Source organism: Bradyrhizobium sp. AZCC 2289, assembly GCF_036924615.1.
GTDB lineage: Bacteria > Pseudomonadota > Alphaproteobacteria > Rhizobiales > Xanthobacteraceae > Bradyrhizobium.
In genome coordinates this window covers 6,709,020-6,722,321 of the sequence record NZ_JAZHRY010000001.1, presented here as the reverse complement: position 1 = coordinate 6,722,321, position 13,302 = coordinate 6,709,020, and the positions used below count along the sequence as shown (strand labels likewise).

At 63.6% G+C, this 13,302-nt stretch carries 11 protein-coding genes; 1 reads left to right on the top strand and 10 read right to left on the bottom strand.

All coding sequences use genetic code 11. The features are described 5' to 3' along the window. The first annotated feature begins 197 nt into the window (after nt 1–197). A complete protein-coding gene (ggt, locus tag V1289_RS31895) occupies nt 198–1,916 on the top strand; it encodes a gamma-glutamyltransferase (protein WP_442896208.1) in 1,719 nt (572 codons plus the stop codon). 160 nt (nt 1,917–2,076) lie between these two features. On the opposite strand, the gene V1289_RS31890 is transcribed toward ggt, so the two are convergent. The 10 genes from V1289_RS31890 to V1289_RS31845 all read right to left on the bottom strand — a co-directional run bounded on the left by V1289_RS31890 (nt 2,077) and on the right by V1289_RS31845 (nt 13,284). Beyond that, a complete protein-coding gene (locus V1289_RS31890; RefSeq protein ID WP_334401931.1) occupies nt 2,077–3,312 on the bottom strand; it encodes an IS4 family transposase in 1,236 nt (411 codons plus the stop codon). Between the two features lie 263 nt (nt 3,313–3,575). Further along, a complete protein-coding gene (locus V1289_RS31885; RefSeq protein WP_334401928.1) occupies nt 3,576–4,082 on the bottom strand; it encodes an SRPBCC family protein in 507 nt (168 codons plus the stop codon). 9 nt (nt 4,083–4,091) lie between these two features. Next, nucleotides 4,092–4,928, bottom strand: coding sequence for an XdhC family protein (locus tag V1289_RS31880; RefSeq protein ID WP_334401926.1), 837 nt, complete (start codon nt 4,926–4,928; stop codon nt 4,092–4,094). 276 nt (nt 4,929–5,204) lie between these two features. Next, entirely contained in the window at nt 5,205–6,416 is a 1,212-nt protein-coding gene (locus tag V1289_RS31875; RefSeq protein WP_334401924.1) for a vWA domain-containing protein, read from the bottom strand. Further along, nucleotides 6,413–7,285, bottom strand: coding sequence for an AAA family ATPase (locus V1289_RS31870; RefSeq protein WP_334401922.1), 873 nt, complete (start codon nt 7,283–7,285; stop codon nt 6,413–6,415). The genes V1289_RS31875 and V1289_RS31870 overlap by 4 nt, the downstream gene beginning before the upstream one ends. Before the next feature lie 174 nt (nt 7,286–7,459). Beyond that, nucleotides 7,460–9,880, bottom strand: a complete 2,421-nt coding sequence (locus tag V1289_RS31865) for an aerobic carbon-monoxide dehydrogenase large subunit (RefSeq protein ID WP_334401920.1) — start codon at nt 9,878–9,880, stop codon at nt 7,460–7,462. Further along, complete coding sequence (locus tag V1289_RS31860) at nt 9,877–10,377, bottom strand: (2Fe-2S)-binding protein (RefSeq protein WP_334401918.1); 501 nt, start codon at nt 10,375–10,377, stop codon at nt 9,877–9,879. The genes V1289_RS31865 and V1289_RS31860 overlap by 4 nt, the downstream gene beginning before the upstream one ends. Nucleotides 10,378–10,388: 11 nt before the next feature. After that, a complete protein-coding gene (locus V1289_RS31855) occupies nt 10,389–11,252 on the bottom strand; it encodes an FAD binding domain-containing protein (RefSeq protein ID WP_334401916.1) in 864 nt (287 codons plus the stop codon). A gap of 161 nt (nt 11,253–11,413) precedes the next feature. After that, nucleotides 11,414–12,628 carry an MHYT domain-containing protein gene (locus V1289_RS31850; protein WP_334401914.1) on the bottom strand — a complete coding sequence of 405 codons (1,215 nt, stop codon included), beginning with the start codon at nt 12,626–12,628 and terminating at the stop codon, nt 11,414–11,416. A gap of 101 nt (nt 12,629–12,729) precedes the next feature. Beyond that, nucleotides 12,730–13,284, bottom strand: a complete 555-nt coding sequence (locus tag V1289_RS31845) for a 6,7-dimethyl-8-ribityllumazine synthase (protein ID WP_309182578.1) — start codon at nt 13,282–13,284, stop codon at nt 12,730–12,732. Nucleotides 13,285–13,302 lie beyond the last annotated feature (18 nt).

The window sequence follows — 13,302 nt, the reverse complement described above, 5'->3', positions numbered from 1 at the left end:
CCGGCGGGCTTGTGCGCAGGATAGCGAATTAGCGGGGACAAGTCAGCGGAATTGACTAGACTTCGGCATCGGTTCGCGGCCGCCAGGCGACGCTGAAAAGGAGAGAGAAGATTTGCATGCCTTTGCTGGTTCCAAGCGGCGAATTGAAAATTCGGCCAAGTCGGATTGCAAGTCGGATTGACATCATCTTCGGAACGTTGAAGGGGGCCTGCATACGGGTTGCCTGCGTTTGGTCGCTGGTTGTGGGTTCCGTGGCCAACGCTGCCTCGCCGACACCGGTGGCGGCTGAAAAGGGCATGGTGGTCAGTGCACAGCACCTGGCGACGAAGGTCGGCATCGACATTCTCAAGCGCGGCGGCAGTGCGATAGATGCTGCTGTCGCGGTGGGATACGCCCTGGCTGTGGTCTATCCGGCCGCCGGCAATCTGGGCGGCGGCGGCTTCATGACAATCCGGTTTGGCGATGGACGAAAGACCTTCCTCGATTTTCGAGAGAAGGCCCCTCGTGCGGCGAGCCGGGACATGTATCTGGACAAGGACGGAAACGTCATCAAAGGCCTGAGTACGATCGGCTGGCTGGCGGTTGGCGTCCCCGGCACTGTGTCTGGTCTGGAGTATGCGCGGAAAAAGTACGGGACGATGACGCTTGCAGCGTTGATCGAGCCGGCGATCGAACTGGCCGAGGAAGGATTCACGCTGCAGCAAGGCGACGTCGACATGCTCGCTACGGCGACCGAGGATTTCAGTAGACTGCCGGCTACCGGCGAGATTTTTCTCGACAAGGGACTGCCTTTTGTGGCCGGCCAACGGCTGGTGCAGCGCGACCTTGCCGGCACCTTGCGTTCGATCAGGGAGCAGGGCGTTGACGGCTTCTATCGGGGCAAGACGGGGGCGGCCATCGTCAAGGCTGCCCGGGCAGGCGGCGGAATCATCGATCAGGAAGATCTGGATCGCTACGAGACCCGTGAGCTCGCGCCCGTCGAGTGCGATTACCGGTCCTATCACGTGATCTCGGCACCCCCGCCGAGCTCAGGCGGTGTTGCCATATGCGAGATGCTGAACATTCTGGAGGGATATCAACTCCGTGAGCTGGGTTGGGGATCGGCGCAGGCGCTGCATTACGAAATAGAGGCGATGCGCCACGCCTTTGCCGATAGAAGCAGTTTGCTGGGGGATCCGGATTTTGTCAGCATTCCGATCCGGGAGCTGATCGACAAGCGGTATGCGGCAAAGATCCGGGATGCGATAAAGCCCGACAAGGCCGGAATCTCCGGTGATATCAGGCAGGGTGTTGCGCCGCACGAAGGCAGCAACACGACGCACTTCTCGATCATCGACGATGCCGGCAACGCCGTTTCGATGACATATACGCTCAATGACTGGTTCGGAGCGCGGGTCGTTGCATCAGGCACCGGCGTGTTGATGAATGACGAAATGGACGATTTCACGCCAAATCCTGGTGTCGCCAACGTCGACGGGTTTGTCCCGGGAGACGCGAATGCCATCGCGCCGGGCAAGGCCCCCCGAAGTTCGATGACCCCAACGATCATCACCCTGGACGACAAGCCCGTCCTCATTCTCGGTACTCCGGGCGGAGCCCGGATTATCACGACCGTCCTGCAAACAATCCTGAACGTCGTCGATTTCCAGATGAACGTTCAGGAAGCCGTCGATGCCCCCCGCATCCATCAGCAGTGGCTGCCCGATGTAACCAATACGGAGCGATACGCCGTTTCACCTGACGCCCGCAGAGTGCTGGAGAGCATGGGGTATCGGTTTGAGGATTCGCCGCCGGCTAACCACGTATCCGCGATCATCGTCGGTGCGCCGAGTCTTGGCGGAATGGCAATCGCTCGAAACAGGTTCTACGGTGCGAACGACCCGCGTGGCGGCACCGGACTGGCGCTGGGGTATTAGAGCACTTGAGTTGAATTGGCGCCCGCGTTCAGGTCACCTCGCCCCGCTTGCGGGGAGAGGTCGAATTGCGAAGCAATTCGGGTGAGGGGGACTCTCCGCGCACTGAACTCGTGGAGAGTCCCCCTCACCCCAGCCCTCTCCCCGCAAGCGGCTGTTCGATTCACACATCTTGAAGCCTCAGAGTGGTGCCGAACTTGATGCGCTGGAAGTCGTCCAACCCCCAGCGCATGGTTTTGGGTCCGGGCTTTCCGTAATAGCCGTCCCATCCGCCGAGCCTGGCGATGACCCAGGCAGCGAAGGCGAGGGAACCTTTGGGGTGCGGGTTTTTCTGGCGGGCAGTCTGCCCTTCGAGTTTAGCCGACAGAGCCTCCAGAATGGGTTGATCGTCCGGTTCGAAGGCATCGGCCAGTTGCCGGTCGGTCGTCCCTTCACGAGCCTTGACCAATTGCATGACGGTAACTGTCGCGACGGTTGCGGCTGCGACGAACTTGATCATGACCTGTGGATCGCCAATGTCGGCTTTCTCGATATCGAATCCTGCCGTCTTGAGGGTTCGGAAGAACTCTTCGATGCTCCACCGCATCCGGTAGAGGTCTACAATTCTGCGCGCCTCGGCCGTGTTCGTGACGGTGTGCGTGGTGAGAAGCCGCCAATGAACCGGCTCACCGTCTTCAAGCGGCGAGACCTCGCGAACGTCGACCAATGTCAGGGTAACGCTTGCCGGCAGATCGGGTGCGGCTCCATGTAGCGGCTTGCACAATTTGACGGACGAGAAGCGCAACGCCAGTTCCGCCGCCCGCGCTTTGCGACCCGGTGCAGCAGGGATTTTCACGCTGTACCGATCCGCTTCCGGCAGGTCGTCGATGAACGTGAACAGCAGCGCGTCGGCCTCCTCGGCGTCCTTGATTTTCCGGTTTTGGCAGGCTCGGACGATCAAATGTGTGTTGGTCGGACGACGCGCAAAATGCTCGTAGAAGTCGCTTTCCCGATCCGACAGCACGGTAATGCTGTTCGCCGCTGCCAGTACCTCGCTGGCACACGTCGTTGTATCGAGCCAGCGCTGCGATTCCTTATCTTCCGTCGCACGAGAGCGCCGCGGTGTGACTGCACCAGTGTCCCGATTCCAAATCGTGGCATCCACCAGCCCGAGTAGCGCGCCGGTTCCAATCTCCAGCGCTATCGCAGCATGCAACAGCAGTCCGCCCAGCGCGCCGCCTTTTCCGACAGGTCCATACCCGCTCGCTCGGGCGCGCCGACCTCCCAACGCCAGTTCGCTGGTATCCTGAGCCACAACGATCTCACGGCCCGCCACTCGCGCTGCGGTGCCGTCACACGCATGGCACACCATTTCGTCGGCAGTCACTGCCGGGTTGTGAAGGAACCGCCTGAACCGCATCTCCTGCGATCGACGTCCCGCAAGCCGTCGGATACGACAACCCGGTCGCTCGACGAGGGCCGCGTGGAACGCCGCCCCCCTTTTTCTAGGCGGCGGTCGCCAAACCGTCCCAGCCCAAATTCCATGGCCGCTATCTCCGCTGCGAATCAACGATCCTCAACGGAATCAGCCCCCAAAAATCTCGGCAACCGAAATGTGTGCATATGACAGCCGCAAGCGGGGCGAGGGAGAAGACCATTCGCGTCGACCTAATCTCACCCACTTCAGGCCGCACCGGTCAGCTTGCCCAACCAGCCCTTGGGCGCCGCTTCCGCTGGAGCCTCTGCAACCCCTCCGACAACTTCGCCGAACGACTTGAAAAACTCGCCCGCCAGCTTCTTCGCCGTCGAATCGATCAGGCGCGCGCCGAGTTGCGCCAGCTTGCCGCCGATCTGGGCATCGACCTCGTAGTGCAGGATCGTGACGTCAGGGCTTTCGGATTCAAGCCGCACGGCGGCACCGCCCTTGGCAAACCCGGCAACGCCACCGGAACCCTCGCCCGAGATGCGATAGCTGTTCGGCGGATCGAGATCGGACAGCGTCACCTTGCCGCCAAAAGTCGCCTTCACCGGGCCGACCTTGAAGACGACGGTTGCGGTCATCTCGGTCGGCGAGGTCATGTCGAGCGACTGACAGCCGGGGATGCATTGCTTCAGGATTTCGGGATCGTTGAGCGCCGCCCAGACCTTTTCCTTCGAGGCCGGGATCCGCTGGCTGTCGTTCATCTGCATGTTTGGCTCCTAGCTGTTGGCAACAGGGTTGGGGGCGCGCTGGCCGCGGCGGCGCTCGACGGTGATTTCGGCCAGAATCGACATCGCGATCTCCTCCGGCGTGATGGCGCCGAGGTCGAGCCCTGCAGGCGCCTTGACGCGATCGATCGCTGACGCGTCGACGCCTTCCGCGATCAGCTTTTCGCGCAGCGCCGCCATCTTGCGGCGGCTGCCGACGAAGGCGCGATATTCGGCGTCGGTTGTAACAGCCGCGCGCAAGGCGGCTTCGTCACCCCGCCCTTGGGTCGAGACCACGATGAAGCGCCGCGTCTGGTGCAGTTTTCCGGGCGCAAAGCCGTCGACCAGCGCGTCGGCGTCGGGCACCGCGACCAGATCGGCCGCCGGCACCGCCAGCGTGACGTGATAACCGAGCTGCCGCGCCTGCGCCGCCAGCGACATCGCCACCGGGCTGGCGCCAAAAATCAGCAGCGACGGATGCGGCAGCACCGGCTCGACGAAAATATCCATGGTGCCTTTGCTTGGGCATAGGTTGCTGGCGAAGCGGATGCCGCCGCGGGCCTCGCCGGGCTTGACGCCGAGTTCGGCGAGCAGATCTTCCGGCTGCACCGACACCATGCGCGGTTCGCCATCGGCCAGCGCCTCGCGCGCCGCCTTGAGCACCGCGCCGCGCGCGCAGCCGCCGCCGATCCAGCCGGCCACGATGGTGCCGTCGGGCCGGATGATCGCTTTCGCACCGGCTTTCGCCGCCGTCACCGACACGGTGCGCACCACCGTCGCCAGCACGAACGCCTGTTCGGCGGCCTTCATCTGCGCGACCAGATCCATCACTTCGACATGCGCGGTCATCGGTGTGTTTCCTTCAGACCTCAAGCGTGATGCCTCTCGTTTGGGTCACCTCTCCCGCTTGCGGGGGAGCATAGGCCGCCTTTGGCGGCCGTTCTTCGATAAGAACGCCGAAGCGAAGCTTCGGCTGTGGCGCTCGAAGAGCGCGGCGGGTGGGGGAAACTCTCTCAACTTGGACAGTGCGACTCGCGGCGGCACCCCACCCCAACCCTCCCCCGCAAGCGGGAGAGGGGGCGCACTTCCGTCGCCGCGACAGACTCGATTTGATCTCATTCATTCTCACAGTTTCGCCAGATAGGGTTCAAGCTCGGTCAGGCTTTGCAGCGTATTGGCCGGCGCGTAGAGATCGACATGCGGCAGCGCTGCCTGGATACCCCTGGCTTCGGGCGTATAGCCCTGCCACGCCATCATCGGATTGAGCCAGACGATGCGGCGGCAGCGGCGGCCCAGGGCTGCCATCTCGCGGCCGAGCAGTGCGGCGTCGCCGGTCTCATAGCCGTCGGACACGATCATCACCACGGTGCGCGAATGGATCACGCGCGCGGCGTGCCAGCGGTTGAAGGTCTGCAGGCTCTCGCCAATTTTCGTGCCGCCACCGGCGCCCTGCGCCATGATCGAGAGCCGGTCGAGAGCGCGCGCGGCGTCCTTTTCCTTCATGGCGTCCGAGACATGCGCGAGGCGAGTGTGGAACAGGAACGCCTCGGCCTCGCGAAACTCGTCCAGCACGCCGTGGATGAAGCGCAGGAACACGCCGGTATACATGCTCATCGAGCCGGATGCATCCAGCAGCATCACGAGCCGCAGCGGCTTTTCCTTGCGCTGCCGCTTCACCAGCGAGATCGGCACGCCGCCATGGCTGATATTGCCGTGGATCGTCCGGCGCAGATCGAGCCGGTAGCCGCGCCGCCGCGCCAGATCGCGCCGGGTCAGCCGCGTGCGCATACTCTTTGCCAGTTGCGCCGCGACCGCGTGGGCTTCCTCGATCTGTTCGGGATCGGCCATCTTGCGGAAATCGATCTCGGCAAGATTGTCGGCGCGCGAGGCGCCTTCCATGCGGCCTTCGCCGGCGCGGTCGTTGCCCGCGCCATCGGCAGACGGAACCTGATCCGTTGCACTGTCGCCGCCGGCGCGCGGGTCGGGATGGTCGTTCGCCAGATTCTTCAGCGACGGATTGTTGGCCGCCCTGGCCGATCCCATGGTGACGGATCGCGATTTGACCCGTTTGCCGAGCCAGAACGCGTCAAAAATGCCGTCGAATTTTTCCCAGTCGGATTTCCGCGCCGAGAACAGATGCTTGAACGCTGAGCGCAGCAGGCCCGGTTTTTTCGCATAGCCCGCGGCCATCAAGCCAGCCGCGTCCTGCCCTTCGGCGAGGCCGACCGCAAAGCCGCTGTCGCGCAGGGTTTTGAGAAACGCAGCCAGCTTCCCCGAGACGAGGCGGGAAACCTCGTCGAGCTCTTCATAACCGGGGTTGGTGCCGCAGCAGCTCATGCGACTTTCCCCAACAGGCGTTCGCTGACTTCGCGGGTCATGCGCGACTTGTCCTCATGGGTTTTCAGGAGGCACATCAGGGTTTCGTGCACGGTCTCGGGCACGTCGTGCAGGTCGTGCACGTCGAGCCCGACCAGCGCCGCCGCCCAGTCCAGCGTCTCGGCAACGCCCGGCACCTTGCGCAATTCTTCCTTCCGGATGCTTTCGACCATCCGCGCGATCTGCAGCGACAGCGAGGCGCTGGCGCCGGATATCCGCGCCATGATGATGCGCGCCTCGCGGTCGGCGTCGGGATAGTCGACATAGTGATAGAGGCAGCGGCGGCGCAGCGCGTCGGAGAGTTCGCGGGTGCCGTTCGAGGTCAGCACCACATGCGGGATCGTGGTGGCCTTGACCGTGCCGAGCTCGGGGATCGAGACCTGGAAATCCGACAGCAATTCGAGCAGGAACGCCTCGAACTCGTCGTCGGCGCGGTCGATCTCGTCGATCAACAGCACCGGCGGGGTGTCGCGCCGGATCGCCGCCAACAGCGGCCGCTCCAGCAGGTATTTTTCCGAAAAGATCTGGTCCTCGACTGCATCAGGGTTGTCGCCGCGATGGGCCTGGATCGACAGCAATTGCCGCTGGTAGTTCCATTCGTACAGCGCGGCCGATTGATCGAGCCCCTCATAGCATTGCAGGCGGATCAGCTCGGTCGCGTGCGCGGACGCCAGCGCCTTCGCCACTTCGGTCTTGCCGACGCCCGCCTCGCCTTCCAGCAGCAGCGGCCGCCGCAGCAATTGCATCAGCGAGATCGCGGTCGAAAGCTCGCCGTCGGCGATATAGCCGGAGGCGGCCAGCGCTTGCGCGATCTCGTCACGGTTTTTCATTGGCAGTGCGTTTTCCTTGTGCTGCGTCTATCGTGGCCTCATGGTTCGAGACGCGCGAAGACGCGCTCCTCACCATGAGGGTCTAAAGACCTGCCCTGAACTGCCAGACCTCATCCTGAGGAGCGGCGCCTTCGCCGCGTCTCGAAGGATGAAGCCCCCGCTCTGGCAACTGCGTTACGCAAACACTCCCAGGTTCTTCGCCGCCTTCCAGTTGCGCCAGAAATCGTGCGGCATCTGGATATGGGTACTGCCCAAGAACGAGAACGCGTCGTTGACGGCGTTGGAAAACGCCGGCACGCCGCCGACATTCGGGCTTTCGCCGACACCCTTGGCGCCGATCGGATGATGCGGCGACGGCGTGACGGTGAAATCGGTCTCCCAATGCGGGGTCTCGACCGCGGTCGGCATGAAGAAATCCATGAACGAGCCGGTCACCACATTACCGTCGTCATCATAGCGGATTTCCTGGCCCATCGCGATCGCGAACGCCTCGGTGAGGCCACCATGCACCTGACCCTCGATGATCATCGGGTTGATGCGGGTGCCGCAATCATCCAGCGCGTAGAAGCGCCTGATCTTGTAGACCCCGGTGTCGACGTCGATGTTCATGACGCAGATATAAGCGCCGAACGGATACGTCATGTTGGGCGGATCGTAATAGCTGACCGCTTCCAGCCCGGGTTCCATGCCCGGCGGCACCGAATTATAGGCCGCCCAGCAGATGTCCTTCATCGACATCGTCTTCTCCGGCAGGCCCTTGACCCGGAACCCGTCGATATCCCATTCGAGGTCGTCCTCGTGGACCTCGAGCTTGTAGGCCGCGATCATCTGCGCCTTGGCCTTGATCTTGCGCGCGGCCATCGCGATTGCCGCACCCGCGACCGGTGTCGAGCGCGAACCGTAGGTGCCGAGCCCGTAAGGCGCGGTGTCGGTATTGCCCTCCTCGACGATGATGTCGTCGGCGGGAATGCCGATCTCGGTGGCGATGATCTGCGCCCAGGTGGTCTCGTGGCCCTGGCCCTGGCTCTTGGTGCCCACGCGCGCAATTCCTGCTCCCGTGGGGTGAAGGCGGATTTCGCAGGAATCGAACATCGCGATTCCCAAAATGTCGCAATTCTTCGACGGGCCGGCGCCGACGATCTCGGTGAAGAACGACACGCCGAGACCCATGATCTCGCGGGTCTCGCCGCGCTTGAACGCCGCACGCTTTTCCGCCTGCTCCTTGCGCAGGCCGGCATAGTCGACCGATTCCATCATCTTGCGCATCGCGGTGGCGTAATCGCCGGAATCATATTCCCAGCCCAGCGCCGAGTGATACGGGAACTGCTCCGGCTTGATGAAGTTCTTCAAGCGCAATTCGGCGGGGTCCATGCCGAGCTTTTGCGCCAGAATATCCATCCCGCGCTCGATGCAGTACGCCGCCTCGGTCACCCGGAACGAGCAACGATAGGCGACGCCGCCCGGCGCCTTGTTGGTGTAGATACCGTCGACCGATAGATGCGCGGTCGGGAAGTCATAGGACCCGGTGACGATGTTGAAGAAGCCGGCCGGCCATTTCGACGGGTCGGCGCAGGCGTCGAACGCGCCGTGATCGGCCAGCACATGGACGCGGAGGCCCGTGACCTTGCCCTCCCTGGTCGAGGCGATCTCGGTCGTCATGTGGTAGTCGCGCGCGAACGAGGTCGCGGTCAGGTTCTCGATGCGGTCCTCGACCCATTTTACGGGTTTGCCGGTAACGATGGACGCGACCGCCGCGCAGATATAGCCGGGGTAAGCGCCGACCTTGTTGCCAAAGCCGCCACCGATGTCCGGCGAGATCACATGGATCTTGTGCTCGGGGATCTTGGCGATCAGCGCCACCACGGTGCGGATCACATGCGGGGCCTGGAAGGTGCCCCAGATCGACAGCTCGCCCTTGATCTTGTCGAACGAGCAGACGCACTGGCAGGTCTCCAGCGGCGACGGATGGGTGCGGTGATAGGAGATCATCTCCTTGATCGTGACATCTGCCTTCCTGAACGCGGCATCGGTCAGATCCTTGTCGCCGACGGTCCACTCAAAGATGTGGTTGTGATGCTTGCGCGGGCCGTGTGCGCCTGATGTCTTGCCGGCGAGATCCTCGCGCAGCACCGGCGCATCCTTGTCCATCGCCTTGAACGGATCGATCAGCGGCGGCAGCGGCTCGTATTCGACCACGACCTTGTTGATGCCGTCATCGGCGGCATAGCGGTCGGTCGCGACCACAAACGCCACTTCCTGGTTCTGGAACAGCACCTTGCCGTCGGCCAAAACCATCTGCACGTCGCCCGCGAGCGTCGGCATCCAGGCGAGGTTGACGGTCTTCAGCGTCTCCGCGGTGATGACGGCGAGCACACCCGGCACCTTCAGCGCCTCGTCGCCATTGATCGACTTGACCCGCGCATGGGCATGCGGCGAGCGGACGAAATCGCCGTGCAGCATGCCCGGCAGTTTCAGATCGTCGACGTAATTGCCCTTGCCTTGCGTGAATCGGATGTCCTCGACCCGCTTGCGCTTGCAGCCCATGCCTTCGAGTTTGGCTTCACGTTGTTCCCGCGTGGGAGTCATGTCGTTCATTCCGCAGCCTCCTTGAATTCAACGCCATTGATCCTGGCGGCGGCGTACTGGATCGCCTTGACGATGTTCTGGTAGCCGGTGCAGCGGCAGATATTGCCCGATATGCCCATCCGGATTTCTTCTTCCGTCGGCGACGGGTTTTCTTTCAGCAGACGCTGCGCGCGAAGAATCATGCCGGGGGTGCAGAAGCCGCATTGCAGGCCGTGCATCATGCGAAAGCCTTCCTGCAGCGCGTGCAGCGAGCCGTCGGCATTGGCCATCCCCTCGATGGTGGTGATGTCGGATCCCTGGGCCTGCACCGCGAACATGGTGCAGGATTTTACCGACATGCCGTCGATATCGACGGTGCAGGCGCCGCAATGCGTGGTCTCGCAGCCGATATGGGTGCCGGTCAGCGCCAGATTTTCGCGGATGAAATGCACCAGCAGCGTGCGCGGTTCGACGAGGCCTTCGACCTCGGCGCCGTTCACCTTCATGGTGATGTGGGTTTTTGCCATTTGTCCCTCCCCTAACCAGCTTTGGCTGCAGCGCGGGTCAGCGCCCGCGTCACCATGATGCCGCCGACATGTTTGCGGTATTCGACGGGGCCGCGGGCATCCGCGGCCGGCGCCATGATCGCGACCGCTGCGGCAGCAGCCTTTTTCAGCGTCGCCGCATCGAGGCCGGTGCCGATCACCACCTTGGCGGCGTCCTCAGCGAGCAGCGGCGTTTCCGACAGATTGGTGAGGCCGATTTTGCAGGTGGCGACCTTGCCGCCCGCCATCGTCAGCACCACCGCGGCCGCCGCGGTGGCGTAATCGCCGACCTTGCGCTTCAGCTTTTCGTAGGCGTAGCCGTGACCGGCCGCGGGCACCGGAATCGAGATCGCGGTCAGGAGTTCGCCGGGCTCGAGTGCCGTGAAATAGGCGCCCTGGTAGAACTCGCTTGCCGCGACGTCACGCGCGCCCGACTTGCCTTCGAGCCGGTAGCTCGCGCCCAAAATCATCATCAGCGCCGGCATGTCGTTGCCGGGATCGCCATTGGCGACATTGCCGCCGATGGTGCCGCGATAGCGCACCTGGGGATCGGCGATCACAGCAGCGGTTTCCTGCAGGATCGGCAGTGATTTGGCGATCTCGTCCGACGCCAGCAATTGGTGCAGGGTGGTCATCGCCCCGATCACGATATGGCTGCCGTCGCGGCGGATGCCCTTGAGGCCGTCGATGCCGTGCAGGTCGACGAGATGCTCGGGGATGGCGAGCCTGAGCTTCATCATCGGCACCAGACTGTGACCGCCGGCCAGCGGCCTTGCCTCGTCGCCTAGGGTCAAGAGCAGTGTGACCGCGTCGGCGACCGTCGCCGGCCGGTGATAGCTGAATGGGCCAGGAATCATCGTCTCCTCCATTCGTCCTTTGCGCTTTTGAAATTGGCGCGGACGTTGGAGAAGAGGCTGTCTCCTCGCGTTTTGGCCCGCAATCGCTCGGGCACAAGGTCAGGAAATTCGCACGAATTGCGGATAACCGCGCACGAAATGCGTCAGCCTTGCCGACCTAATCAGGAGGCGTGGCGCCGGACGAGACCGAGGCGCGCCTTCACCTCGGCGATCTTGGCGCGGCTGACCGGCACGCGGTGCGGCGACGGGCCGTCGAGTTCGACGATCGCGCCATCGCCCTCCTTGCGGACAAGGGTGACGTGGGGGATTGCGATGATGTGGCTGCGGTGCACCCGGACGAACAGGCCGGGGTCGAGCTGGGCTTCGGCCTCCGAGATCGACCACGGGCACATCCGCTCCCGGGTCCCGTCATGGACCTTGGTGTAATGGGCGTCGGCGCGGACGCTCCTGATATCGGCGGTAGCGATGAAGTGGGTGCCGTCGGCGCCTTCGACCGGCAGCCGGGGTGCGGGTGCCGCGCGGGGCGGCTGGCCGATGCCGCCGAGCGGCGTTGTTGCCCGCAGCCGCGGGCTGGTGGGCGCGCTGCTGGCGTCGGCCGACGGAACATCAGTCGCCAGCATGGCCGGACTGGCGGCGACCATATCGGCCTCTGCCACAGATTTTTTGCGCGGGTCCGGCACCAGCGACAGCAGGAAGCCGGCCGCAATCACAAAGCAGAGCAGCGCCACCACCAGCGACAGCATTTGCGACGACGCCGCCAGTCCCTCGATGTGGTGATGCGATCCCTCCGACGGCGCGACCAGATGCATGCCGGCCATCGCGGTATAGTGCATGCCGGACACCGCAACCCCGAAGGCGACCGCGCTCAGCGCCAGTTGCACGCCGCCCTGCCGCGCCAGGAACGCACGCAGGCCGCCATAGGCCGTGACGATCGCGATTCCGACCGACAGCACGACCATGGCGGCGTCATGCGTCATTCCGAAGTCGCCGGACAGCCCGTGCATGCCGACGTAATGCATGCTGGCGATCCCGAGCCCGAGCAGCACCGCCGAGGACACCACCCGAAGCAGCGACGGTTCGCCGGTCGAGACAAAGAACAGAGAAATGCCGACCACCAGCGCGCAGATCAGGAACGATACGATGGTCGGCAGCACCAGATAGACCGTGCCCGATGGCAGCGGTGCGGCCAGCATGCCGACGAAATGCATGGTCCAGATGCCGATCGCGAGGAAGAACGCGGCGCCGGCCAGCAGCAGCCGATGACTGGCGTCCGGCGTCCCGCGGATGCGCGCAGTGAGGCCGAAGCCGGTGTAACCACCCAGAACCGCGATCACCACCGAGAGCGCGACGAGATAGGGATCGTGTCCTTCGAACATGATCTTATCGGCCGCCCGTCTCCACGGGCATGCCTCCTCCCGCCGCCGACCTTACATGGCCGGCGGCGGGAATGACAATCAACCGATTGTGGAGGTTTTGCCTACACAATCCCCGCCGCGACCTGGCCGCGCAGCCGCTCCAGGCTGAGCAGCGTGTTGGCGCAGGCTTCGGCGACCTCGATGCCCTTGGTCGCGAAATGTTTACGGAAGAAATCGAAATGCGCGGCGCTTTCGTGGAAGTGCTGCGGCGTCAGCACCGCCGAAAACACCGGCACCTCGGTGCGCAACTGCACATCCATCAGCGCCTTGATCACGGTGTCGGCGACGAACTCATGGCGATAGATGCCGCCATCGACCACGAGCCCGGCAGCGACGATCGCGGTGTAGCGCCGGGTCTTCGCGAGTATCTGCGCATGCAGCGGGATCTCGAACGAGCCCGGCACCTCGAACACATCGATGTTGGTGATATGGCGCGCCGCGCTCTCGGCCAGGAACGCGATGCGGCATTCCTCCACCACGTCGCGATGCCAGGACGATTGCACGAAGGCGACCCGCTGCGGTTTGGCAAAACGCGGATGCGCCGGCGGGTGCGCGGGAGGTTCGGGGGTTTGGCTTTTGGGGTTTTGGACTTCAGGCTCTTGCAACATCTGATTCATGGCTTTCCTCTTTCAGGA